Raw genomic sequence first — 23191 nt, 5'->3', positions numbered from 1 at the left:
CGGGCGCGGGCGGGCGCGGACCGGCGGCGCACCGGCCGCGCGCACGGGCCGCACCGAGCCGGGCGCCCGCCTCCGCGCCGCCCGCATTACTATCGGTGACCATGCCGAAACCAGACGTGACCCTCCGCTTCCTCGCGGCCCCCACCGACGTCCTGATGGCGGGCTCGACCAGCGTCCACGGCGGCCGCGTGCTGCAGTGGATCGACAAGGCGGCCTACGCGTGCGCCGTCGGCTGGTCCGGCCAGTACTGCGTCACCGCCTACTTCGGCCACATCCACTTCACCCGCCCGATCCCGTCGGGGCACATGGTGGAGGTGCGGTCGAAGGTGGCGTACACGGGGCGCACGTCGATGCACATCGTCAACGAGGTGTTCAGCGCGAACCCGCGGACGGGCGAGTACACGCGGGCGGCGGACTGCATCGTCATCTTCGTGGCGATGGACGAGAACCGGAAGCCCACCCCCGTCCCCAAGTGGATCCCGAAGACCACCGAGGAGATCCGCCGCGAGGAGGCCGCGAAGGCCCGCTTCGACCTGCGCCGCGACATCGAGGCGTCGATGCGCGCGCAGACCTACACCGCCGACTCGTCGGCGCCGAAGCTGGTCACCCGCTTCCTGGCGAAGCCGTCGGACGTCAACTGGGGCGGCAACGTCCACGGCGGCACGGCGATGGAGTGGATCGACGAGGCCGCCACCGCGTGCAGCATGAACTGGGCCGGCCGCGACACGCTGTCGGTGTACGCGGGCGGCATCCGCTTCTACAAGCCCATCAAGATCGGCGATCTCATCGAGGTCCGCGCCCGCCTGCTGCGCACGGGCCGCACGTCGATGCACATGAGCGTCCACGTCTACTCCGGCGAGCCGCGCATGGGCCGCGGCGGCCTGGAGAAGGCGCTGCATTCGTCGATGACGTACGTCGCCGTCGACGACGACTTCAAGCCGCAGCCGGTGCCGCACTTCGAGCCGGTCACGGACGAGGACAAGATGCTCCACGCCCACGACCTGCAGCTGAAGGCGCTGCGCGACAAGTACGACCCGCCGTCGCTGGTCGAGCCGGAGTAGCGGGCGATGCCGGGTTCCGCCGCCCCCGCGGGCCGCGCCGGCGGCGGCGTGGACCGCGGCGCGTGGGTGCGCGCGGTCCTCGCCTTGCTGTTCGCCGCGGCGTACTCCGCGTGGGTGCTGGAGGCGGTGCTTGACGACGGGGTGAGCACCGTCTGGGGGTTCGTCTCCGAGCTGGCGGCGAGGTCGGAGCGGCACGGGGCGTTCTTCGCCGGGGCCGACCGTCTGGCCGGGGTGCTGGCGGTGGCGCTCGCCGTGGCGTGGGCGGTGCGGCGCCCGCCGGCGCGCATCGCCGCGGCGGGCCTGGGCGTGTGGGGTGCCGCGACGGTGGTGGACTCGGTGGCCCGGATGCCGGTCGTGGAGGTGACGCCGATGCGGCTGGGTCTGCGGCCCGGCCCGGCGGCGGATGCCGCGACGGCCCTGGCCGGGGCGCACGGGGGCCTGTTCGGCGCCGCGGCGGGCGACGTCCATGCGGTGACGTCGTCAGTGGCGCAGGTGGGGCTCGTCGTCACGCTGGTGGGCCTGATGATCGCGGTGCCGGGGCTGCGGCGCGGCGACGGCCGGGTGCTCGCGTGGGCGGCGCTGGCAATGGCGGCGATGACCATCGTGACGTCGTCGCTCTACGAGCTCGCCGGCTTCAACCTGATGCTCGGGCTGTGGCAGCGGGCGGGCCTGCTGCTGGCGGTGGCCGTCGTCGCGGCGGCCGGGGTCGCGGACCTGCGGGCGCGGCGGGTCGCGCCAGCGGCCGGAGCGACGGCCGGAGCGACGGACGGCTGACCGGCGGGCAGACCTGGACCTACTTGGCCCCACTCCCTCTCCAACCCGGACCTACTTCGCCCCACCGCCTCTCCAAACCGGACCTACTTGGCCCGACCTGGACGTACTTCTACCTACGTCCAGGTCGGGCCAACTGCGTCCAGGTTGCCGGGCCCGACGGGCGAACTACGTCCGGGTTGGAGGGCAGGACCGGCGAATCACGTCCGGGGTCGGCGCCTCGACCATCCCGACCCCGTTCCGACCCACTCCCGCTGCCGTCGGACCCACTTCCGGCCGTTCCGACCCTGTTCTAACTGGGTCGGAACGGCCGGAAGTGGGTCTGACCACGTGGAGGGGCGTGCGCATCCGGGTCTGAACGACCCCGATGCACCGCAAGGGCGCGATGGGTGGTGGCATGCGGCGTCGGAACAGGGTCCAAACGACCCGGGTGGCGCGTGGCCGGCGGGCCGTCGGGTTAATCCGCATCGTCCGCGGTACCGTCGCCCGCCCCCTCGCCGGCCCGGAGGCCCGCACCGCCGGAGCCCGGCGCGTCCTCGCCACCCTCGGCCGCCGCCTCGAAGGCGTCCGTGAAGCGACCGAACAGGTCGAGGAACTCCCCGGCCCGCTCCCCCAGCGCGTCGAGCGCGGCCTCGTTGGCGCCGAGGCTGATCCGCAGGTTCTCGGCGAACACCTCCGTGCCCTCCGGCGTCGGCGTGAAGACGTGGGCGCGCCGCCCCTCCTCCTCGCCGCGGCCCAGCAGGCCGGACTGCACGGCGCCGTTGACCTGCCGGTTGACGGTCGACTGCTCGCGGCCCAGGGCGTCGGCGATGTCGCGCATGGTGCGGGGGCGGCCGTCGCGGAGCAGCCACAGCAGGCGCATGTCGGCGTCGCCGACCGTCATCCGCGCCGCGACCGTGCGCTGGTGGTGCGCCAGCCGGGTCAGCAGCCCGGTGACGGCGACGCGGGGGTCGCGCTCGTCGAGGTGGGCGTCGCCCGTGAGATCCCGCATGTCGCCACGTCCCTTCCGCATCCGGCGCGGGCCCGCGTTGCCGGGCCCCGGTCACATGTGTAGAGTACACATCTCGTTACGGATATGTACCGTACATACATAGCTTCACCGGCGGGCACGCGCCCCGCGCAGCGCCCGGGCACCGTCCACGACACCGCCATGGCACGCGTCCACGACGCCCCACGGCACGCCACGGCACGCGCCCCGCGCCCGCCCGCCGAGAACCCGTCCGCCCGCACCCACCCCGGAGGTCCGATTGAGCACCGCACCGGCCACGGCAGCAGCCCGCCCCGACGACGCCATCCAGGCGCCCGGCGGCGTGCGCAACCCCGTGCTCGTCATCGCCGTCCTGGCGTTCTCCAGCCTCTGCGCCTCGCTGATGCAGTCGCTGGTCATCCCCATCCAGTCCTCGCTGCCCCGCTACCTGGACACGACCCCGGCGAACGCGTCGTGGGTCGTGACGGCGACGCTGCTCGGCGCGGGCGTCGCGATGCCGGTCGCCGGCCGCCTCGCCGACATCCTGGGCAAGAAGAAGGTGCTGGTCATCTCCGGCGCCATCCTCATCATCGGCTCCGTGCTGTGCGCCCTGACCAGCTCGTTCCTGGTGGTGGTCGCGGGCCGCGTGCTGCAGGGCCTGGCGATGGGCTACATCCCGGTGGCCATCTCGATGGTCCACGAGGTCGCGCCGCGGCACATGGTGAACACGGCCGTCGCGACGATTTCGGCGACGCTGGGCGTCGGCGGCGCCCTGGGCCTGCCGCTGGCGGCGTGGGTCGCGCAGTACGCGGACTGGCACGCCCTGTTCTGGCTGGCGGGCGCGCTGGCGCTCATCCTGACCGTCCTGACGGTCGTCGTACTGCCGTCGCCGCCGGGCCGCGGCGGCCGCCTGGACTACGTCGGCGCGGTGGGGCTGGGCATCGGCCTGGTGTGCGTGCTGGTCGGCGTGTCCAAGGGCAACGAGTGGGGCTGGGGCTCCGGCATCACGTGGGGCCTGGTCGGCGGCGGCATCGTCGTGCTGGCGGTGTGGTCGCCGTGGGAGCTGCGCCATGACGCGCCGCTGGTGAACCTGCGGACGTTCGGCCGGCTGCCGATCCTGCTGACCAACCTGGCGGCGCTGATGGCGGGCATCGGCCTGATGTCGCAGTCCATCGTGGTGCCGCAGCTGCTGCAGATGCCGGCGGCGACGGGCTACGGCCTGGAGCAGTCCATCCTGGCGGCGGGCCTGTGGATGGCCCCGGGCGGCCTGATGATGATGGCCTTCTCCCCCGTCTCCTCCCGCCTCCTGACGTCCATCGGCGGGCGGCTGACGCTGGCCATCGGCATGTTCGTCGTCGCGGCGGGCTACGTGTTCGCGGCGCTGATGACGGATGCGCCGTGGAAGCTGATGGTCGCGACGTGCATCTCGTCGGCGGGCGTCGGCATCGCCTACGCCGCGATGCCGTCCATCATCATGGAGCACGCGCCGCGCGCGGAGTCCGGCTCCTCGGTCGGCGTGAACGCGCTGATGCGCTCGGTGGGCACGACGGTGGCGGGCGCGCTGATGGCCATCGTCCTGACCAGCTCCACCATCCAGCTGGCGCCGGGCGTGCCGCCGATTCCGACGCATTCGGCGTTCCAGTGGTGCTTCTACATCGGCGCGGCCGCGGCGCTCGCGGCGACGGTGCTGGCGCTGGCGGTGCCGAAGGCCAAGGAGCCGCACCACACGCTCAGCTGATTCCGTTGCGTGACGACGGGGCCCTCCGCGGCGGTCATGCCGCCGGCGCGGGGTCCCGTCGTCACGCATGTGCGGGGCGTCGGCGAAGAGCCGCGGCCCCGCCCAGCGGAGCACGTAGACGAGGGCGACGAGCACGGGCACCTCGATGAGGGGACCGACGACGCCGGCGAGGGCCTGGCCGCTGGCGGCGCCGAACGTGCCGATGGCCACGGCGATGGCCAGCTCGAAGTTGTTGCCGGCGGCGGTGAACGCGACGGTCGCGGAGGGGGCGTAGCCCAGGCCGATGGCGCGGGCGGCGAGCAGCGACAGCCCGAACATGAGGATGAAGTAGGCCAGCAGCGGGGCGGCGATGCGGACGACGTCGCCGGGGGCGTCCATGACCTGCCCGCCCTGCAGCGCGAACAGCACGACGATGGTGAACAGCAGGCCGCGCAGCGTCCACGGCGACAGCTTCGGCAGCAGCACCCGCTCGTACCAGTCGCGGCCGCGCGTGCGCTCGCCGATGCGGCGGGTGAGGAACCCGAGGAGCAGCAGGACGCCGAGGAACACGAGGACGCTGGCGACGATGGCGCCGACGCCGGCGTCCAGCTCCGCCGCGGGCAGCCCCAGCCAGCCGGGGAGGACCTCGAGGTAGAACCAGCCGAGGACGCCGAACATCAGCACCTGGAACACGGAGTTGACGAAGACGAGCACGGCGCCGGCCTCCCGGTCGCCGCACGCCAGGTCGTTCCAGACCAGCACCATGGCGATGCAGCGGGCGAGGCCGACGATGATGACGCCGGTGCGGTACTCGGGCAGGTCCGGCAGGAGCAGCCAGGCCAGGGCGAACATCAGCGCGGGGCCGACGATCCAGTTGAGCGCCAGCGACAGCCCCATGAGGCGGCGGTCGCCGGCGACGGAACCGAGTTCGCCGTACCGGACCTTCGCCAGCACGGGGTACATCATCACGAGCAGGCCGACGGCGATGGGCAGGGAGACGCCGGCGACGGACGCGGCTCCGAGCAGGCCGCCGACGTCGGGCACGAGCGCGCCGAGGGCGATGCCCGCGACGATGGCGGCGAGGATCCAGACCGGCAGCAGCCGGTCGGAGAGGGACAGTCCTGGCATGGCTCCTCCGGGGTCGGGTCGGTGCGGGGCATCGGGTCGGACGGGCGGGCCGGGCGCCGGGGTCCTCCGGGCACGCGGCGGTCCGCGCGCCCCGGCCGGCAGGCCCGGACGCCTCGACGGCGCCCCACCCGATCGGCGTTCGATGCCCGTCGAATAGTACGACCGCGATGGTACGGTCCGGATCATGAGCAGCGCACGTCCGGTCCCCCTCGCCCCCGCGGCGGACTGCTGCGCCTCCCCCGGCTTCCTCGCCGACGACGGCGCGGGCGATCTCGCCGAGGCGCTGCGGGTCCTCGGGGATCCGGCCCGGCTGGCCATCCTGCGGGTGCTCGCCGCCGGAGGGTGCGGCCCGGTCCGCGGCGTCGACCTGTGCGATGCGACGGGGCTCGCGCCGGCGACGGTGAGCCACCACATGGCACGCCTGGCGGAGGCCGGCTTCGTCGACGCCCGCCGGTGCGGCCGCACCATCCACTACGGGCTGGTCCCGGATCGATTCGCGGCACTGTCGGCGTGCCTCGATCCGGGGGCCCGCCCGGAGCCGCGGCCATGACCGCACGCCCCTCGCCCGACCTGCCCTCGTCCATCGACGCCGTCGTCGTCGGCGGCGGGCAGGCGGGCGTCGCGCTGTCGCGGGAGCTGACGCGCCGCGGCGTGGATCACGTCGTGCTGGACGACAACCCGGACGGGCCGGGCGGCGCGTGGACGCGCACGTGGCCGTCGCTGACGCTGTTCTCGCCGGCGTCGGCGTCGTCGCTGCCGGGGCGGCAGGTGCGGCCCGTCGACGGCGACGGGTTCCCTCCGGCGTCCCACGTCGTCGACTACCTCGCGGGCTACGAGGACCGCTACGGGCTACCCGTCGTCCGCCCCGTCCGCGTCCGCGAGGTGCTCCCCGACGGCGACCGCCTGCTGGTCCGCACGGATGCGGGGGACGTCCGCGCCCGCGTCGTCGCGTCGGCGACGGGCACGTGGTCGCGGCCCTACGTCCCCCACTACCCGGGCATGCGCGATTTCGGCGGCCGCATGCTGCATTCGGCCCACTACCGGGGACCGGCGGAGTTCGCGGGGCTGCGGGTCGCCGTGGTCGGGGGCGCGAACTCGGCGGCGCAGATCGCCGCCGATCTGCGTGACGACGCCTCCCGCGTCCACTGGCTCGCCCGCCGCCCGGTGACGTACCTGCCCGACGACGTCGACGGGCGCGACCTGTTCCTCCGGGCGACGCGGAAGCGCGCCGGCGGGGACGACGACTGGTCCGGGGAGCTCGAGGGCGACGTCGTGGCGGTGCCGCCCGTGCGCGCCGCGCGGGACGCCGGGTGGTTGCGCGCGGAGCCGATGGTCGACCGGTTCATCGCAGGTGGCGCGATGCGTGACGACGAGAACCTCCCCCTCGACGCCGTCATATGGTGCACCGGTTTCCGCCCTGCCGTGGGGCATCTGCGGGCGTTCGGGGTGCGGGGTCGGGAGGCGGACGTCGACGGCGGCCCGGAGACCGGATGGCGGTCGGCCGCGGACCCGCGGCTGTTCCCCGTCGGCTACGGCGACTGGACGGGGCCGGCGTCGGCGACGCTCATCGGCGTCGCGCAGACCGTGGGCCCGACCGCCGACGCGATGGTCCGGCAGCTGGCCGACTGACCGCCCCGTCCGCGGGCGGCTACGCCCCGGGCCGCGCGCCGTACTCGCCGGCCAGGCGGGTCGCGTGGGCGTCGATGGAGTCGCGCAGCGCCGCCATGCGCTCCTCGGCGGTGTCGCCGGACTCGTCGACGGTCCACCGCTCGATGGCGGCGCGCATGCCGTCGACGGCCTCCAGCTGGGCGCCGCCGACGACAATGACGCGGTCGGCGCGGCGCAGCAGGTCCTCGTCGACCGCCGACGGCTCCGCGCCGGACATGGCGCCGCCGGCCTCGGCGACGGCCGCGGCGGCGCGGGGATTGACCTCCTCGTCGGGGTCAGGCCCGCGGAGCGGGCGTCGACGGCGTCGCCGGCGCGCAGCCGGACCATGGCCTCCGCCACCTGGGACTTGCCGCAGTTGGTGTTGCAGACCAGGTAGACGAGCGGGCGGTTGTCGTCACGCGCCTCGGCGGCGGGGCAGCGGACGCGGCGGGGGCGGCGGCATCGGCCGGAACGTCGGTGCGGGCGGGCTCGCGGGTGTCGTCGGACATTCGTCCTCCTCGGGTGTCGCGCGGCGGGGGCCGCGGTGCGGAACGGGGAAAAGGGTGCGGGATCGGGTCCGGGCCCGGCCATGGCGGCCGGGCCCGGTGGCGGCGGGCGCCCGTCGACGGCTGGACGCCGGCGCGGGCGGCGCCGGCTAGTCGTCGACGCGGGCGGCGCCGGCGTCGGTGGCGTCGAGCTCCGGGTCCTCCTCGGCCTCGACGACCGAGTTGGCGCCGGCGGCGTGCGCGAACAGGCGCGGCAGCGTGGAGCGCCAGGCCTCCTCGAGCTCGGCGACCGGGATGGTGAACTCGGCGCCGCCGGTGACGCGCAGCTCCGGCTCGGCGATGACGCGGCCGATGCGGGCGGCGGGGACGCCGGCCTCCTCCGCGCGGGCGGCCAGCGCGTCGGCGCGGTCCGCGGGGACGGCGACGAGGGCGCGGGACGCGGACTCGGAGAACAGGGCGACGAACGGGTCGGCGGCGACGGCGGAGAGGTCGACCTCGGCGCCGAGGCCGGACTGCGCCAGCGCCTCGACCAGCACCTGGGCGAGGCCGCCCTCGGACAGATCGCGGGCGGCGGACGCCATGTGGGCGCCGTCGCGGGCGATGGTGCCGTGGAAGAACTCCACGAGGCGCTCCTCGTCGGACAGGTCGACCTGCGGCGGCAGGCCGCCGAGGGCGTCGTGGGCGACCTGCTGCCAGATGGAGCCGCCGAACTCGTCGCGGGTCTCGCCGAGCAGGAACAGCACCTCGTCCTCGGCGGTGCCGAGGCGGCCGCCGATGGCCTTCTCCACGTCGTCCATGATGCCGAGCACGGCGATGACCGGCGTCGGCAGGATCGGGTCGTCGCCCGTCTGGTTGTAGAACGACACGTTGCCGCCGGTGACCGGCACCGCGAGCTCCGCGGCGCCGTCGGCGAGGCCGCGGACGGCCTCGGAGAACTGCCACATGACGTCCAGGTTCTCCGGGGAGCCGAAGTTCAGGCAGTTGGACACGGCGTACGGCTTCGCGCCGGTGACGGCGACGTTGCGGTGGGCCTCCGCGAGCGCCAGGCGGGCGCCGGTGCGGGGGTCGAGCTGGGTGTAGCGGCCGGAGGCGTCGGTGGCGACGGCGATGCCGCGGCCCGTCTCCTCGTTGACGCGCAGGACGCCGGCGTCGGAGTCCAGGGCGGCGACGGTGTTGCCGCGCACGTAGCGGTCGTACTGCTCGGTGATGTGGGCGCGGGAGCACAGCGCCGGGGAGGCGGCCATGTCCAGCACCAGCTGCCGCAGGGCGTCGGCGGCCGGGCGCTCGAGCTGCGGGTCCTCCTGCAGCGCGTCCTGCCACTCCGGGCGGGCGTAGGGGCGGTGGTAGGTCGGGCCCTCGTCGGCGATGGTCTTCGGCGGGGCGTCGACGACGACCTTGCCGCCGTGCGTGACGACGAGGTGCTCGCCGTCAGTCACCACGCCGATGTCGGAGGCGATGACGTCCCACTTCGCGCAGATCTCCATGAAGCGGTCGACGTCCTCGGGCTTGACGACGGCGCACATGCGCTCCTGCGACTCCGACGACAGGATCTCGGCGGCGGTCATGTTCTCGGCGCGGAGGTGGACCTTGTCCAGGTCGACCTCCATGCCGCCGTCGCCGGAGGCCGCGAGCTCGGAGATGGCGCAGGACAGGCCGGCGCCGCCGAGGTCCTGGATGCCGACGACGACGCCGGCCTTGTACAGGTCGAGGCAGCACTCGATGAGCACCTTCTCGGCGAACGGGTCGCCGACCTGGACGGCGGGGAGCTTGCGCTCGGCGCCCTCCTCGAACGTGTCGGACGCCAGGACGGACACGCCGCCGATGCCGTCGAGGCCGGTGCGGGAGCCGAACAGGATGACGCGGTTGCCCTCGCCGGAGGCGAAGGCCAGGTGCAGGTCGTCGACCGGCAGGACGCCGACGCACAGGGCGTTGACCAGCGGGTTGCCGGCGTAGGAGGCGTCGAAGACGGTCTCGCCGCCGATGTTCGGCAGACCCAGGCAGTTGCCGTAGCCGCCGACGCCGGAGACGACGCCCGGCAGGACGCGCTGGGTGTCGGGGGCGTCGGCCGGGCCGAAGCGCAGCTGGTCCATCACGGCGACCGGGCGGGCGCCCATGGCCATGATGTCGCGGACGATGCCGCCGACGCCGGTGGCGGCGCCCTGGTACGGCTCGACGTAGGACGGGTGGTTGTGGGACTCGACCTTGAAGGTGACGGCCCAGCCGTCGCCGATGTCGACGACGCCGGCGTTCTCGCCGATGCCGGCGAGCATCTTCTCCTTCATGGCGTCGGTGGTCGTCTCGCCGAAGTAGCGCAGGTGCACCTTCGAGGACTTGTAGCTGCAGTGCTCCGACCACATGACGGAGTACATGGCCAGCTCGGCGTCGGTGGGGCGGCGGCCGAGGTGCTCGCGGATGCGGGCGTACTCGTCCTCCTTGAGGCCCAGCTCGGCCCAGGGCTGCTCCTGGTCGGGGGTCGCGGCGGCGTTGTCGACGGTGTCGTCGTGGACGTGGATGTCGGTCATGGTGGCTTCTCCTCCCGCGTCCGGCTAGGCGCCGACGTGGGCGACGGCGGACAGGAACAGCTCGAGGCCGTCGAGCGACGGGCCGGTGAGCTTCTCGACGGCGTGCTCCGGGTGCGGCATGAGGCCGACGACGCGGCCGTCGGCGCTGCACACGCCGGCGATGTCGTTGACGGAGCCGTTGGGGTTCTCGCGGTAGCGGAAGACCACGCGGCCCTCCTCCTCCAGCTCCCGGATGGTGTCGGGGGCGGCCTGGAAGCGGCCCTCGCCGTGCTTCGACGGGATGAGGATGCCCTGCCCCCGCTCCAGCGTGTTGGTCCACGCCGTGTCCGTGTTCTCCACGGTGAGCACGAGGTCGCGGCACACGAAGTGCAGGCCCTCGTTGCGGGTGAGGGCGCCCGGCAGCAGGCCGGCCTCGGTGAGGATCTGGAAGCCGTTGCAGATGCCCAGCACCGGCATGCCGCCGTGGGCGGCGCCGATGACGGACTGCATGACGGGGGCGAGCGACGAGATCGCGCCGGAGCGCAGGTAGTCGCCGTAGGAGAAGCCGCCCGGGACGACGACCGCGTCGACGCCCTTCAGGTCCGCGTCGGCGTGCCAGAGGTCGACGACCTCCGCGCCGGCGAGGCGGGCCGCGCGGGCCGCGTCGACGTCGTCGAGGGTGCCGGGGAAGGTGATGACGCCAATCTTCGCCGTCACGCCTCCGCCTCCCGCACCACCTCGTAGTCCTCGATGACCGTGTTGGCCAGGAGGGTGGCGGCGAGGTTGTCGAGGTCGGCGTTGGTCACCGTCTCGTCCACCTCGAGCTCGAAGCGCTTACCCTGGCGGACGTCGGAGACGCCGGAGACGCCGATGCGCCCCAGCGCCCGGTGCACCGCCTGGCCCTGCGGGTCCAGGATCTCGGCCTTGGGCATGACATTGACAACTACTCGGGCCACGCGGGACTCCTCGCTGCTCGTGGGTGCTGACTCGGGGCACACTCTACCCGCCGCCCCGACATGGGCAGTCCCCGCGTGACGGTCCCCCTCCCCTGCGTCTACCCTCGCCACCATGTCCGACGACGCCGACGACGCCGCGGGCGCGGGCCGCGGCGGCCGCGCCGCGCACGACGACGCCCCCTCCGGCGCGCCCCGCCGCACCCGCCGGCCCTGGGGCCTCATCGCGCTGGCGGCGGTGTTCGCCCTGTCCGCCCTCACCGTCCTGTTCGCGCCGGTGCGCTGGCTGGCGTTCCCGGCCGCGATGCCGGGCATCGACCCGAACGCGCCGGAGCACCAGCGCGCCATCGTCGCCATCGTCGCGGCGCAGGTCGACGACGACCCGGTCGGCGACTTCCCGGGCGTGGGCGTCGGCGACACGGGCCAGGATCCCGGCGGCGACGCCGCCGCCCCGGACGAGGTCCCGGCCGACGATCCCGCGGCGGGCCCGAACGGAGCGGACGGGGGCGACAGCACCGGCGCCGCGGGAACCGGGAACGGCCCCGGCGGCCGCGTCGACGCGGAGGACGCCGCGCCGGAGGAGCCGCCGGTGGATCCGGACGGCGCCGAGCGCGCCGGGGAGGACGCGCGCCGCGGCGACGCCGACCCGGACGAGTCGGCGGTCTTCGCGTCCTGGGTGCTCGCCGAGGCGGGGCTGCCCGTGCGCGGCGACGGCACGTCGTCAGGCGCACCCTGGTCGACGACGTCGGTGGCGGAGCTGGAGTCGGCGCTGCGCGACCGGGGCGCCTTCACCTCGGACGACGACTACATGCCGGAGGTCGGCGACATCGTCCTGTTCGACGGGCCCGGTCCGGTGGGCCCCGACGCGCGCGTCGTCGTGGGCGTCTTCGACCGGGACATCACGGTCGCGGGGTTCCGCGACGGGGAGGTCTCCGTCGACGCGATGGGGCTGCGCGGGCGCTCCGGCATCCTCGGCTTCGGCCGGACGGCGGAGCTGGAGCGGCAGCGGATGGAGCGCGACGCCTCCCGGGCCGCCGGGGCGGGCTCGGCCCGCGACCGGGCGGCGGAGGAGGCCGGCGCCGCGGCCGGGCCGTCGCGCTGGCGGGAGCCCGCGGAGGGCGCGGAGGGGTCCCCTGCGCGCGAGCCGGAGGACGGCCCCGACGGGTCCGCGGCGCGCGACCCCGAGGAGGACGGGGACGGCCCCGCGGAGTCCGCGGCGCCCGCCCCTGAGGAAGGCGGGGACGGCCCCGCCTAGACCGGCAGGTTGTCCTCGATGACCTCGATGATCGCGTCGTCGTCGGGCTCGACGTCGGAGCGGAAGCGGCCGACGATCTCGCCGGAGTCGTCGACGACGAACTTCTCGAAGTTCCACTTCACGTCGCCGGCCTCGCCGTCGGCGTCGGGCTGCTCGGTGAGCAGCTGGAACAGGGGGTGCGCGTCGGCGCCCTTGACGTCGCACCTGGAGAACATCGGGAAGGTGACGCCGAAGGACTCGTCGACGAAGGACGCGATCTCCTCGTCGGAGCCCGGCTCCTGCCCGCCGAACTGGTTGCAGGGGAAGCCGAGGACGTAGAACCCGCGCGGGGAGTACTCGTCCCACAGCTCCTGGAGGGTGCCGTACTGGTCGGTGTAGCCGCACTCGGAGGCGGTGTTGACGATGAGCAGGACATGCCCCGCCCAGTCGCCGAGGGTCGCCTCGCGGCCGTCGATGGTGGTCACCGGAACGTCGTAGAGCTCGCTCATGCCCGCGACCCTACCCACGGCCCCGCGGTCCGTCACCCGCGGAAACGGCGCTTTTACGCCGCCATGCGCTGCAGCGGCACCCGGGAGTAGCCGACGGGGCGGGCCCCGGCGTTGAGAGCCCGGTCGACGACGCGGATGACGGCGCGCCGCACCTTCTCGTCCCGCAGCTTCTTCGCGGAGACGGACAGGCGGATGGGGCGGCCCTCCGCGATGTTGCGCTCCACGGAGGCGCGCAGCGCGCGGCGCCACCAGGCGGCGGCGCCGAAGCCCTCGCCCATCGCCAGCACGCGGGTCGGGTCGGTGGCGCCGGTGGCCAGGTCGTGGACGCCGTACAGGTCGGCGGCGACGCGGAAGCCCAGGTCGGGCAGCACCTCGAGGGTGCCGGGGGACATCGCCCACCGCGGCGGGGCGAACAGGTCCGTCTCCAGCCCCAGGGCGCGCATCTGCCGGGTGGCGGCGGTGAGCCGCAGCCGCGCCTCGTGCGCGTCCAGCGACGCGAACTCCGCGCGGCGGCCCTTCGCGGTCTGGTCGAAGCCGGCGAGCAGCAGCTCGGAGCCCTCGTCCCGGCGGCGGCGCGTCCACTCCAGCACCGCCGGCGAGCGGCGCAGGGACCAGTCCTTGCCGGAGTACGGGGCGACGAGCAGCGCCGGGGCGACGCCCCGCTCCCCCATCCGGGAGATGAACCGCGCGGCGTCCAGCAGGAACTCGTCCCGCACCCCGGACAGGGACACGACGAGGGCGGGCCCCCGGTCGTCCCCGGTCGTGGCCCGCCCGATTCGCTGCATCTCCTGCGTCCCCGTCATGCCCGCGATGGTGCCCCGCGCGCATGAACCCCCGGTGAACCGCGGGGAGCCCGCGCGGTGAACGTTGGCGTAACGACGGTTCCGGGGCACCGCATCCGCCGCCCGCGCGGAGTGCTCCGCGTCATCGCGTGACGACGGGACCCCGCCGCGCCCGGGCCGTCGCGTGACGGCGGTGCCCGCCCCGGCGTCAGTCGAAGTGCACGACGTCGCCGAGCGGCAGCCCGCGCCGCCAGCCGAAGGCCTCCAGGTCGCGGACCTCCGCCAGGTGCGTGACGGGGCCGAGGCACAGCCACGCCACCGGCCGCACCGGGGCCTCCGCGCCGATGAAGTCCGCCAGGAACTCCTCCCGGTAGAAGGACACCCAGCCGATGCCCGCGCCCTCCGCCGTCGCCGCCAGCCACTTGTTCTGGATCGCCAGCGCCACCGACATCAGGCCGGTGTCCGCGACGGTGGCGCGGCCGAGCACGTGCGGCCCGCCGCGCGAGGGGTCGTACGTGACGACGACGCCCGTGCCGGCCTCCACGATCCCCTCGATGCGGATTGGGTCGAACACCTCGCGGCGCTCCGGCGGCAGGGACCGGGCGAAGTCCTCCCGGCACCCCGCCACGTGGTCCGCGAACGCGCGGAGCCGCTCCGGGCGGCGGACGACGTGGAAGTCCCACGGCTGTGACAGGCCGACCGACGGCGCCGAGTGGCCGGCGGCGAGGATGCGCATCAGGCGATCGTCGTCAAGCACCTCTCCGCTGAACTCGCGGCGGACGTCGCGGCGGCGGCCGATCGCCTCGTACAGCTCCATCGCGGCCTACGCCGCGCCCGCGGTGCGCACCAGCCACGCGTACTCGAACGCGGTCTGGCGCCAGCGGGCGTAGCGGCCGGAGACGCCACCGTGGCCGGCGGACATCTCGCAGCGCAGCAGGAACGGGCCGCCGTGGGCGCGCTCGCGCAGCTTCGCCACCCACTTCGCCGGCTCCACGTACAGCACGCGCGTGTCGTTCAGCGAGGTCACCGCGAGGATCGCCGGGTAGTCGACGTCGTCGCGGATGTTCTCGTACGGCGCGTACGACGCGATGTAGTCGTACACCTCCGGGTCGTGGTACGGGTCGCCCCACTCGTCCCACTCCGTCACCGTCAGCGGCAGCTCCGGCATGAGGATGGAGGTCAGCGGGTCGACGAACGGCACGACCGCCTGGATGCCCGCGAAGCGATCCGGCGCCATGTTGGCGACGGCGCCCATGAGCATGCCGCCGGCGGAGCCGCCGAGCGCCACCATCCGGTCGCGGGTGGTCCAGCCCGTCTGCAGCAGATGGTCGGCGACGGCGACGAAGTCGGTGAACGTGTTCTTCTTCGTCAGGCCCCGGCCGTTCTCCCACCAGGACCGGCCCATCTCGCCGCCGCCGCGGATGTGCGCGAACGCGAAGACCATGCCGCGGTCCAGCAGCGACAGCGACGCCACGGAGAAGCCCGGGTCCATCGCCATCTCGTAGCTGCCGTAGCCGTACAGCACCAGCGGATTCGGGCGGGTGACGTCCAGGTCCGCGCGGCGCACCAGGCTGACCGGGATCTCCGCGCCGTCGGCCGCGGTGACCCAGCGGCGCTCCGCGACGTAGTCGGCCGGGTCGTAGTCCCGCACCGGCTTGCGCTTCAGCAGCATCCGGTCGCCCGTGGCGACGTCCAGCTGCCACGCCTCCTGCGGCGTGACGAAGGACGTGTAGCCGTAGCGCAGCACCGGGGCCTCCCACTCCGGGTTGGCGCCCGTTCCCGCGCTGTACAGCTCCTCAGCGAACTCCATCTCGTGGAACTCCCCGTCATCGGCGTCGCCGAGGACGCGCAGCGCCAGGCGGCCGATGCCGCCCGAGCGGTACGCGACGACGATGTGGCCGGCGAAGCAGTCGACGCCCTCCACTCGGCGGTCGTCGCGGTGGGCGACGAGCTCCTCCAGGTCGCCGACCCCGTCGAACGAGCCGACCGGGCACGAGCCCAGCGCGAAGTTCGGGCCGGTCAGGTTGTGGGTGACCAGCCACAGGTCGCGGCCGTCGACGACGGCGTGGTCGACGTCGTACTCCACGCCGGTCTCGCGCGGGCGGACGCACGCCAGCTTGCCGGTCGGGTCGGAGCAGTCGAGGTACCAGGTCTCGGAGGTGACCTTCGAGCCCGCCTCCACGATGAGGAACCGCTCGGAGCGGGTCGTGCCGACGCCGGTCCAGAACCGCTCGTCGGCCTCGTGGAACACGCGGACGTCGTCGGCCGGGTCCGTGCCGACGCGGTGGCGCCACACGGAGTCGGGCCGCCAGGCGTCGTCGACGCGCTGGTAGAACAGCCACTCCTCGCCGATCCAGGTGGCGCCGGGGGCGATGCCGCGGATCTCGTCGTCCAGCACCTCGCCGGTGCGCAGGTCCTTGACGCGCAGGTCGTAGCGCTCGTCGCCGACGACGTCGACGGAGTACGCCAGCAGGTTGCCGTCGACGGACACCGAGGCGGCGCCGAGGGAGAAGAACTCGTGGCCCTCCGCCATCGCGTCGAGGTCCAGCAGCACCTCCTCGCCCGGCACCGGCTCCGCGCCGGCGTCGACGGGGATCTCCGGCGGCGTCCAGTCGTCGCCGTCGGCGCGCATGCGGCAGCTCATGCCGTAGGAGCGGCCCTCCACGGTGCGGGAGTAGTACCACCAGGCGCCGGAGCGCACCGGCACCGACATGTCGGTCTCCTGCGTGCGGGCCTTGATCTCGCCGAAGATGGCCTCCCGCAGCTCCTCCTGGTCCGCCAGCTGCGCGTCGGTCCAGGCGTTCTCCGCCTCGAGGTGCGCGCGGAGCTCCGGGGACTCCTTCTCGCGCATCCACTCGTAGTCGTCGGCGAAGGTGCGGCCGTGGCGCTCGCGGACGTGCGGGACCTTCCTGGCGACGGGCGCCGCGGTCGGCGCGGCGGGCGCGGCGTCGGTCTCGGCCGCGGCGTCGGTCAGGTCGTCGCGGCCGGCGCTCACGCGGACTCCCCGATCCAGTCGGCGAAGCGGAGGCCGGAGATGCGCTCGTAGGCCTCGATGTAGCGCTCGCGGGTCGCCTCGACGACGCCGCGGGGCAGGGCCGGCGGCGGCCCGCCGGCGTCCTTGTCCCAGCCGGACTTCGGGCCGGTCAGCCAGTCGCGGACGTACTGCTTGTCGAAGGACGGGCTGGGCTGGCCCTCCTCGTGGCCGTCGGCCGGCCAGTAGCGGGAGGAGTCCGGGGTGAGCACCTCGTCGGCGAGCACGAGCACGCCGTCGGCGTCGACGCCGAACTCGAACTTCGTGTCGGCGAGGATGATGCCCTGCTCCAGCGCCGCGGCGGCGGCCTGGCGGTAGATGGCCAGGGCGGCGTCGCGCAGCTCTTCGGCGCGCTTCTCTCCCAGGTCGTCGACGACGCGGTCGAAGCTGACGTTCTCGTCGTGGTCGCCGAGCTCCGCCTTCGTCGCCGGGGTGAAGATCGGCTCCGGCAGCTTGGAGCCCTCGGTGAGGCCCTCCGGCAGCTCGATGCCGCAGACGGAGCCGGTCTCGCGGTACTCCTTCAGGCCGGAGCCGGTGAGGTAGCCGCGGACGACGGCCTCGAACGGCAGCATGTCCAGCTTGCGGCACACCAGCGCGCGGCCGAGGGACTCCTCGGGGATGCGCTCGTCGTCGGCGGGGCCGGCGAGGTGGTTCGGGAAGTCGATGGCCTCGAACCAGTGGACGCTCATGGCGGTGAGGACCCGGCCCTTGTCGGGGATCTCCGTATCCAGGATGTGGTCGTAGGCGGAGATCCGGTCGCTGGCCACCATCAGCATGGTCCGGTCATCGATCTCGTAGATCTCGCGGACCTTTCCCGCGGACAGGTGGGCGTACGAGGAGAGTTCGGGTCGCATGGGGGAAGAGTCTAGACCCCGGCCCGGGAGCCCGCCCCGCGGCGGGTCCCCCTCCCCTTCTCACTCCCCCGGCGCCAGCCCCAGCCTGCGGCCGAGCCAGTCCAGGGACCCCGCGAAGCCGGGCCCCCACACCTCCCACGTGTGGCCGCCGGGCAGCTCCAGGTACTCCGAGCGGATGCCCGCGGCCTCCGCGCGGCGGTGCAGCTCCGTGAGGTCCGCGACGGCCGGCTCGTCGTCGACGCCGGCGATGAACAGCCCCCCCCGACGCCGCGCCACGCGCCGGTCGGTTCCTTCGCCTCCCGCTCCAGCCGCGCCGCGGGGTCCTCCGCCTCGTAGGCGCGCTCGTCGCCGCCGAAGTACTTGCCGACGGTCTCCCGCCGGTCCCCCGACAGCGGGTGCAGCTCGCCCGACATGTCCAGGAACGTGCGGTAGACGTCCGGGGCGGCCAGCGCCGTCTGCAGGGCGCAGGTGCCGCCGCGCGACAGGCCGCCGATGGCCCACGAACGCGGGTCGGGGTCGACGTCGAAGAGCTTCTTCACGGCGGCCGGCACGTCGGCCGTCAGGTACGTCCGGGCCCGGCCGTGCGGCGAGTCGACGCACAGCGTGTCGCCCCACGCTTCGCCGCCGTTGGCGTCGACGGCGACGACGACGGGCGCCAGCCCGCCGTGATCCTGCGCCCACCGGTTGAGGGCCGAGCCGGCGCGGCCGATGTCGAACCACTGCTCCGGGGACCCCGGCACGCCGTGCATGAGCACGACGACGGGCAGCCGCGGCCGCGGGTCCGCGAAGTAGGCCGGCGGCAGGTAGACCTTCGCGTCGCGCGCGGAGCCCCGAGGCCGGCGCCTCCAGGGGGAGCGTGACGACGGCGCCCAGGCGCGGCATGCCCTCCGGCGCCTCCCACCAGTCCGCCACGGGCGCGCCGCGGGGGTCGGCGGCGGCGCGGGGCACGTCGTCAAGCGCGATTTCGCGGGGCGCGTCCGCCGGGGCGAGCGCGCCGACCGTCGGATACAGGTGGTACGCCGCGTTGGCCATGCCCAGGCAGGCGACGACGACCGCCGCCAACACCGGGCCCGTCCACGCCAGCGCCCGGCGCCGCCCCATCGACCACCGGGCGACGACGAGGCCCACCGCGGCGACCAGCGCGCCCGCGGCGGCGTAGAGCCCCGCGTCGATGCGGTCGGGCAGCGGCCGCCACACGACCTCCAGCAGCAGCCACGCGCCGAGGGCCGTCGCGGCCGCCGCCCCGAGCACCGGCCAGGCGGCCCGGCGCCGCCAGTGGCGGGCGGGCACGCGGACCGGGTCGCCGTCGTCACGCCTCGCGCGCGGGGGACGCGCGCAGAGCCTGACGACGCACGCGGCCCGCACCGCCAGCAGCACCAGGCGGGGGCCGGTCCCCGTCAGGGGGAGGGAGCGCACGACGCCCATCCGTTCATCAATACACGCGCACGCGCGCGCGAGGCGCATCCCGTGATCGGGGCCACGGAGGGCGCGGCGCGGGAGGCACCCCGGGCCATCCCCGGGGGCGGGCCCGGGGTGACCCGGCGGGGCACGTCGGCGAAATGGGGTGACAGAGGGGCCTCGGCTACGTAGTGTTCTTTTTAGTTATTCACGTCACACCCTCCGAACAGGAAAGCACCAGTCACAATGACGAACGAGACCCAGAAGCCGCGCCGCGCCGTCATCGTCGGCGGCAACCGCATCCCCTTCGCCCGCTCCAACAAGGAGTACAGCCACGCCTCCAACCAGGACATGCTGACCGCCGCCATCGACGGCCTGGTCTCGCGCTTCGGCCTGGCCGGCGAGCGCCTGGGCGAGGTCGCCGGCGGCGCCGTGCTCAAGCACTCCCGCGACTTCAACCTCGTCCGCGAGTGCATCCTCGGCTCCTCGCTCGACCCGGCCACCCCGGCCTTCGACGTCCAGCAGGCCTGCGCCACCGGCATGGAGGCCATGGGCTCCATCGCCAACAAGATCAAGCTCGGCCAGATCGACTCCGGCATCGCCTCCGGCGTCGACACCACCTCCGACGCCCCGATCGCCGTCTCCGACTCCCTGCGCCGCAAGCTGCTCGACGCCTCCCGCGCCAAGAAGCCGATCGACCAGGTGAAGATCTTCGGCTCCCTGCGCCCGGCCGACCTCGCGCCGGCCGCCCCGTCCACCGGCGAGCCGCGCACCGGCCTGTCCATGGGCGAGCACCAGGCCATCACCACCGCCAAGTGGGGCGTCACCCGCGCCGAGCAGGACGAGCTCGCCGCCGCCTCCCACCAGAACCTGGCGAAGGCCTACGACGAGGGCTTCTTCGAGGACCTGGTCACCCCGTTCAAGGGCGTCTCCCGCGACACCAACCTCCGCCCGGACTCCACCGTCGAGAAGCTGGCGAAGCTGAAGCCGGCCTTCGGCCGCTCCCTCGACGCCGAGCCGACCATGACCGCCGGCAACTCCACCCCGCTGACCGACGGCGCCTCCGCCCTGCTCATCTCCACCGAGGAGTGGGCGGCCGAGCGCGGCCTGCCGGTGCTGGCCGACATCGTCGACCAGGAGGCCGCCGCCGTCGACTTCGTCCACGGCGACGAGGGCCTGCTCATGGCCCCGGCCTACGCCACCCCGCGCCTGCTGGCCCGCAACGGCCTGACCTTCGACGACTTCGACTTCTTCGAGATCCACGAGGCCTTCGCCGGCACCGTCCTGTCCACCATGAAGGCCTGGGAGGACGCGGAGTTCTGCAAGGAGAAGCTCGGCCTGGACAAGCCGCTCGGCTCCATCGACCGCGCCAAGCTGAACGTCAAGGGCTCCTCGCTGGCCTGCGGCCACCCGTTCGCCGCCACCGGCACCCGCATCGCCGCCACCCTGGCGAAGATGCTGCGCGCCAAGGCCGACGAGACCGGCAAGACCACCCGCGGCCTCATCTCCGTGTGCGCCGCCGGCGGCCAGGGCGTCGTCGCCATCCTCGAGGCCCGCCCGTAACCGCACCCCGCCCCCGCGCCCGCGGGGGCGCCGCACGAGCGCCCCGCCCGGACGGACCCGCATGAGCGGGGCGCACCCGACGCAGACACAGACGCACCACACGAAGGAGAACACCCGAACCATGGCCAAGGACAAGTACCAGGAGCTCGTCAACGGCGGCCCGCTCACCGGCGCCGCGAAGTCCCTCGGTCTCCCGCAGCCCCCGTACCTGCGCCGCCACAAGGCCGGCGACCCGGTCCTGAAGAACGAGGTCGTGCTGGTCACCGGCCACGGCCACGACTCCGACCTCATCGCCGAGCAGCTGCGCGAGTGGGACCTGCACGTCCGCCGCGGCGAGGCCGCCGACGACAAGGTCGGCGCCATCGTCGTCGTCCTCACCGAGGCCGAGCGCCCGACCGACCTGCAGGCCCCGGTCCTGGCGGCCGCGAAGCACCTGAAGAAGCTGGACAAGGGCGGCCGCGTCGTCTTCGTGTCCCGCGCGAAGGACCCGGCCCTGGAGGACGTCGCGGCGGCCGCGCTGCGCGGCGGCGTCGAGGGCATCGTCCGCTCCCTGGGCCACGAGGTCCGCGGCGGCTCCACCGCCAACGGCATCCTCGTCCACGACGGCGTCGACGTCACCGCCCCGTCGGTCGTCTCCGCCCTTCGCTTCTTCCTCTCCGGCCGCTCCGCCTTCGTCGACGGCCAGTTCCTGCGCGTCACCTCCTCCAACGGCTCCCTGCCGGAGGACTGGGACAAGCCGCTGGCCGGCAAGGTCGCCGCCGTCACCGGCGCGGCCCGCGGCATCGGCGCCGCGATCGCCAAGCAGCTCGCGGCCGACGGCGCGAAGGTCATCGCCATCGACGTGCCCGCCGCCGGCGAGGCCCTGTCGAAGGTCGCCAACGAGGTCGGCGGCCTGGCCCTGCAGCAGGACATCACCGCGGACGACGCGGGCAACAACATCGCGGACGCGGCGCAGAAGCGCTACGGCAAGCTGGACATCATCGTCCACAACGCCGGCATCACCCGCGACAAGCTGCTGGCCAACATGGACGACGCCAAGTGGGGCGCCGTCATCGCCGTGAACATCGAGGCGCAGCTGAAGATGAACGCCCAGCTGCTGGCGCACCCGGCGTTCCAGGACTCCCCGCGCATCGCCACCATGGCGTCCACCTCCGGCATCGCCGGCAACCGCGGCCAGACCAACTACGCGGCCTCCAAGGCCGGCGTCATCGGCATGGTCGAGGCCCTCGCCGACGACCTGGCGGCCAAGGGCGGCAACGTCAACGCCGTCGCCCCGGGCTTCATCGAGACCGAGATGACCGCCGCCATCCCGTTCGTCAACCGCCAGGTCGCGCGCCGCGTGAACTCCCTGCAGCAGGGCGGCCAGCCGGGCGACGTCGCCAACGCCATCTCCTACCTGGTCTCCGATCAGGGCCTGGGCGTCAACGGCCACGTGCTGCGCGTCTGCGGCCAGAACATCGTCGGCGCCTAGTCCCCGGCGACGATCCGAGCCCGACCCCGGAAGGAGAACCCATGACGAAGACCCTGGACGCGGTGCCCTCGCTGGCCCCGCTGTACGCCAAGGCCGCCGTCGGCGCGGCGAAGAAGCGCCCCAACTCCGTCGAGCTGGCCACCCCGGCGCTGGCGGTGCGCGGCGTCGCCGTGCCGGCGGACCGCGACGCGGAGTTCCGCGCGCTGGCCGGCGCCCCCGAGACGGGCGAGGCCTTCTTCGGCCACGTCCACGCGCTGATCATGCCGGTGCAGATGCAGCTCATGGCGGCGGGCGACTTCCCGCTGCCGATGATGGGCCTGGTCCACACCGACAACACGTACCGCCAGCTGGCGCCGGTGGCGCTGGATTCCGAGGTGGACCTGGAGGTCCGCGTCGATCGCTTCCGCGCGCACCGCGCGGGCACCGAGGTCGTCCTGACGGCGACCGTCACCGAGGCCGGCGGCGACCGCGTGCTGGTCGAGGAGGAGTCGGTGTACCTGGCCAAGGGCGTCCGCCTGAAGGACGCCGAGGAGGCCGCCCCGTCGGAGCGGACGAGGTTCCGCGCCCCGTCGCCGACGGCGCTGTGGCGCCTGCCGGCGGACACGGGCCGCCGCTGGGCGAAGGTGTCCGGCGACTGGAACCCGATCCACATCACGGGCCTGTCGGCGAAGGCGCTGGGCATGCCGGGCGCCATCGCCCACGGCATGTACACCGCCTCGCGCGCGCTGGCGGAGTCCGGCGTTCCGGCCGGGAAGCGCTGGGAGTTCTCCATCTCCTTCGGCGCCCCGGTGACGCTGCCCGCGACGGTGCCGGTGGCCATCACCCGCGCCGGCCGCCCGGGTGAGCCCGCCATGGACATCGTGGCGTGGAACCGGAAGAAGAAGCGCGCCCACTTCACCGGCTCCATCCGCCCGGTGTAGCGCGCACATCCCGCGCACGCGGCGCGGGGCAGGCCACGGGGCCCGGGGAGGTTCGCCCTCCCCGGGCCCCGTCGTCATGCGCGGGCATCGCTTGACGACGGCACCCGCCCCGGCCGCGCGCCGGGGGCGCGCGGCCTCCCCCGGCGGCTTCCCGCGGGGCCGCGGGGCTCCCCCGGAC

The 23191-nt window shown here is 74.2% G+C and carries 20 protein-coding genes and 1 pseudogene; 9 read left to right on the top strand and 12 right to left on the bottom strand.

Annotation, left to right across the window (positions count from 1 at the left end; genetic code table 11):
- The first annotated feature begins 101 nt into the window (after positions 1–101).
- Both QQS41_RS11465 and QQS41_RS11460 read left to right on the top strand, forming a co-directional pair.
- Positions 102–1061, top strand: coding sequence for an acyl-CoA thioesterase (locus tag QQS41_RS11465; RefSeq protein WP_448852851.1), 960 nt, complete (start codon positions 102–104; stop codon positions 1059–1061).
- 6 nt (positions 1062–1067) lie between these two features.
- On the top strand, positions 1068–1835 hold the full coding sequence (locus tag QQS41_RS11460; protein WP_448852850.1) for a DUF998 domain-containing protein: 768 nt from the start codon (positions 1068–1070) through the stop codon (positions 1833–1835).
- 454 nt (positions 1836–2289) lie between these two features.
- Here the strand turns inward: QQS41_RS11460 and QQS41_RS11455 are convergent, their stop codons facing one another.
- On the bottom strand, positions 2290–2823 hold the full coding sequence (locus tag QQS41_RS11455) for a MarR family winged helix-turn-helix transcriptional regulator (RefSeq protein ID WP_448852849.1): 534 nt from the start codon (positions 2821–2823) through the stop codon (positions 2290–2292).
- 256 nt (positions 2824–3079) lie between these two features.
- On the opposite strand from QQS41_RS11455, the gene QQS41_RS11450 reads away from it, so the two are divergent.
- The gene (locus QQS41_RS11450; protein WP_448852848.1) at positions 3080–4537 is read left to right on the top strand and encodes an MFS transporter; all 1458 of its coding nucleotides are present in this window, start codon (positions 3080–3082) and stop codon (positions 4535–4537) included.
- Between the two features lie 111 nt (positions 4538–4648).
- Here QQS41_RS11450 and arsB read toward each other — a convergent pair.
- Positions 4649–5644: pseudogene (gene arsB, locus QQS41_RS11445) on the bottom strand (ACR3 family arsenite efflux transporter); the annotation flags it as partial.
- A gap of 184 nt (positions 5645–5828) precedes the next feature.
- Here arsB and QQS41_RS11440 point away from each other — a divergent pair.
- Positions 5829–6194, top strand: a complete 366-nt coding sequence (locus tag QQS41_RS11440; protein ID WP_448852847.1) for an ArsR/SmtB family transcription factor — start codon at positions 5829–5831, stop codon at positions 6192–6194.
- Positions 6191–7273, top strand: a complete 1083-nt coding sequence (locus tag QQS41_RS11435; RefSeq protein WP_448852846.1) for an NAD(P)-binding domain-containing protein — start codon at positions 6191–6193, stop codon at positions 7271–7273. Before QQS41_RS11440 ends, QQS41_RS11435 begins: the two co-directional genes overlap by 4 nt.
- 19 nt (positions 7274–7292) lie before the next feature.
- Here the strand turns inward: QQS41_RS11435 and QQS41_RS11430 are convergent, their stop codons facing one another.
- From QQS41_RS11430 to purS, 4 genes are all read right to left on the bottom strand, one after another.
- Positions 7293–7529, bottom strand: coding sequence for a hypothetical protein (locus tag QQS41_RS11430; protein WP_448852845.1), 237 nt, complete (start codon positions 7527–7529; stop codon positions 7293–7295).
- 417 nt (positions 7530–7946) lie between these two features.
- On the bottom strand, positions 7947–10319 hold the full coding sequence (purL, locus tag QQS41_RS11425; protein WP_448852844.1) for a phosphoribosylformylglycinamidine synthase subunit PurL: 2373 nt from the start codon (positions 10317–10319) through the stop codon (positions 7947–7949).
- A gap of 24 nt (positions 10320–10343) precedes the next feature.
- The gene (gene purQ / locus QQS41_RS11420; RefSeq protein ID WP_448852843.1) at positions 10344–11015 is read right to left on the bottom strand and encodes a phosphoribosylformylglycinamidine synthase subunit PurQ; all 672 of its coding nucleotides are present in this window, start codon (positions 11013–11015) and stop codon (positions 10344–10346) included.
- Positions 11012–11254, bottom strand: coding sequence for a phosphoribosylformylglycinamidine synthase subunit PurS (gene purS / locus QQS41_RS11415; protein ID WP_448852842.1), 243 nt, complete (start codon positions 11252–11254; stop codon positions 11012–11014). Before purS ends, purQ begins: the two co-directional genes overlap by 4 nt.
- Before the next feature lie 112 nt (positions 11255–11366).
- On the opposite strand from purS, the gene QQS41_RS11410 reads away from it, so the two are divergent.
- Positions 11367–12506 carry a hypothetical protein gene (locus tag QQS41_RS11410; protein WP_448852841.1) on the top strand — a complete coding sequence of 380 codons (1140 nt, stop codon included), beginning with the start codon at positions 11367–11369 and terminating at the stop codon, positions 12504–12506.
- Here QQS41_RS11410 and QQS41_RS11405 read toward each other — a convergent pair.
- The 6 genes from QQS41_RS11405 to QQS41_RS11380 form a co-directional block, all read right to left on the bottom strand.
- On the bottom strand, positions 12503–12994 hold the full coding sequence (locus tag QQS41_RS11405) for a glutathione peroxidase (protein ID WP_448852840.1): 492 nt from the start codon (positions 12992–12994) through the stop codon (positions 12503–12505). The two genes, QQS41_RS11410 and QQS41_RS11405, sit on opposite strands and share 4 nt — an antisense overlap.
- A 53-nt stretch (positions 12995–13047) precedes the next feature.
- Positions 13048–13797, bottom strand: coding sequence for a DUF2334 domain-containing protein (locus QQS41_RS11400; protein WP_448852839.1), 750 nt, complete (start codon positions 13795–13797; stop codon positions 13048–13050).
- A 187-nt stretch (positions 13798–13984) separates the two neighbouring features.
- Complete coding sequence (gene bluB / locus QQS41_RS11395; RefSeq protein ID WP_448852838.1) at positions 13985–14593, bottom strand: 5,6-dimethylbenzimidazole synthase; 609 nt, start codon at positions 14591–14593, stop codon at positions 13985–13987.
- 6 nt (positions 14594–14599) lie between these two features.
- Positions 14600–16750, bottom strand: a complete 2151-nt coding sequence (locus tag QQS41_RS11390) for a S9 family peptidase (protein WP_448852903.1) — start codon at positions 16748–16750, stop codon at positions 14600–14602.
- Positions 16751–16767: 17 nt separating this feature from the next.
- Complete coding sequence (locus tag QQS41_RS11385) at positions 16768–17661, bottom strand: phosphoribosylaminoimidazolesuccinocarboxamide synthase (protein WP_448852837.1); 894 nt, start codon at positions 17659–17661, stop codon at positions 16768–16770.
- A gap of 11 nt (positions 17662–17672) precedes the next feature.
- Entirely contained in the window at positions 17673–18974 is a 1302-nt protein-coding gene (locus QQS41_RS11380; protein WP_448852836.1) for an alpha/beta hydrolase, read from the bottom strand.
- A 331-nt stretch (positions 18975–19305) separates the two neighbouring features.
- Here QQS41_RS11380 and QQS41_RS11375 point away from each other — a divergent pair, with 331 nt between their 5' ends.
- The 3 genes from QQS41_RS11375 (at position 19306) to QQS41_RS11365 (ending at position 23013) form a co-directional block, all read left to right on the top strand.
- Positions 19306–20622, top strand: coding sequence for an acetyl-CoA C-acetyltransferase (locus QQS41_RS11375; protein WP_448852835.1), 1317 nt, complete (start codon positions 19306–19308; stop codon positions 20620–20622).
- A gap of 121 nt (positions 20623–20743) precedes the next feature.
- On the top strand, positions 20744–22093 hold the full coding sequence (locus QQS41_RS11370) for a 3-oxoacyl-ACP reductase (protein WP_448852834.1): 1350 nt from the start codon (positions 20744–20746) through the stop codon (positions 22091–22093).
- Positions 22094–22134: 41 nt separating this feature from the next.
- Positions 22135–23013, top strand: a complete 879-nt coding sequence (locus QQS41_RS11365; RefSeq protein ID WP_448852833.1) for a MaoC/PaaZ C-terminal domain-containing protein — start codon at positions 22135–22137, stop codon at positions 23011–23013.
- Positions 23014–23191: the final 178 nt, after the last annotated feature.

The organism is Corynebacterium sp. 335C (assembly GCF_053525695.1).
This window is presented reverse-complemented; position numbering and strand designations above follow the sequence as displayed.

What these genes read in the sequence shown, in the direction of transcription:
- QQS41_RS11465 (WP_448852851.1), top strand. Translation starts at nt 102, where the DNA reads ATGCCGAAACCAGACGTGACCCTCCGCTTCCTCGCGGCCCCCACCGAC.
- QQS41_RS11460 (WP_448852850.1), top strand. Translation starts at nt 1,068, where the DNA reads ATGCCGGGTTCCGCCGCCCCCGCGGGCCGCGCCGGCGGCGGCGTGGAC.
- QQS41_RS11455 (WP_448852849.1), bottom strand. Translation starts at nt 2,823, where the DNA reads ATGCGGGATCTCACGGGCGACGCCCACCTCGACGAGCGCGACCCCCGC.
- QQS41_RS11440 (WP_448852847.1), top strand. Translation starts at nt 5,829, where the DNA reads ATGAGCAGCGCACGTCCGGTCCCCCTCGCCCCCGCGGCGGACTGCTGC.
- QQS41_RS11435 (WP_448852846.1), top strand. Translation starts at nt 6,191, where the DNA reads ATGACCGCACGCCCCTCGCCCGACCTGCCCTCGTCCATCGACGCCGTC.
- QQS41_RS11430 (WP_448852845.1), bottom strand. Translation starts at nt 7,529, where the DNA reads ATGTCCGGCGCGGAGCCGTCGGCGGTCGACGAGGACCTGCTGCGCCGC.
- purL (WP_448852844.1), bottom strand. Translation starts at nt 10,319, where the DNA reads ATGACCGACATCCACGTCCACGACGACACCGTCGACAACGCCGCCGCG.
- QQS41_RS11410 (WP_448852841.1), top strand. Translation starts at nt 11,367, where the DNA reads ATGTCCGACGACGCCGACGACGCCGCGGGCGCGGGCCGCGGCGGCCGC.
- QQS41_RS11405 (WP_448852840.1), bottom strand. Translation starts at nt 12,994, where the DNA reads ATGAGCGAGCTCTACGACGTTCCGGTGACCACCATCGACGGCCGCGAG.
- QQS41_RS11400 (WP_448852839.1), bottom strand. Translation starts at nt 13,797, where the DNA reads ATGACGGGGACGCAGGAGATGCAGCGAATCGGGCGGGCCACGACCGGG.
- bluB (WP_448852838.1), bottom strand. Translation starts at nt 14,593, where the DNA reads ATGGAGCTGTACGAGGCGATCGGCCGCCGCCGCGACGTCCGCCGCGAG.
- QQS41_RS11385 (WP_448852837.1), bottom strand. Translation starts at nt 17,661, where the DNA reads ATGCGACCCGAACTCTCCTCGTACGCCCACCTGTCCGCGGGAAAGGTC.
- QQS41_RS11375 (WP_448852835.1), top strand. Translation starts at nt 19,306, where the DNA reads ATGACGAACGAGACCCAGAAGCCGCGCCGCGCCGTCATCGTCGGCGGC.
- QQS41_RS11370 (WP_448852834.1), top strand. Translation starts at nt 20,744, where the DNA reads ATGGCCAAGGACAAGTACCAGGAGCTCGTCAACGGCGGCCCGCTCACC.
- QQS41_RS11365 (WP_448852833.1), top strand. Translation starts at nt 22,135, where the DNA reads ATGACGAAGACCCTGGACGCGGTGCCCTCGCTGGCCCCGCTGTACGCC.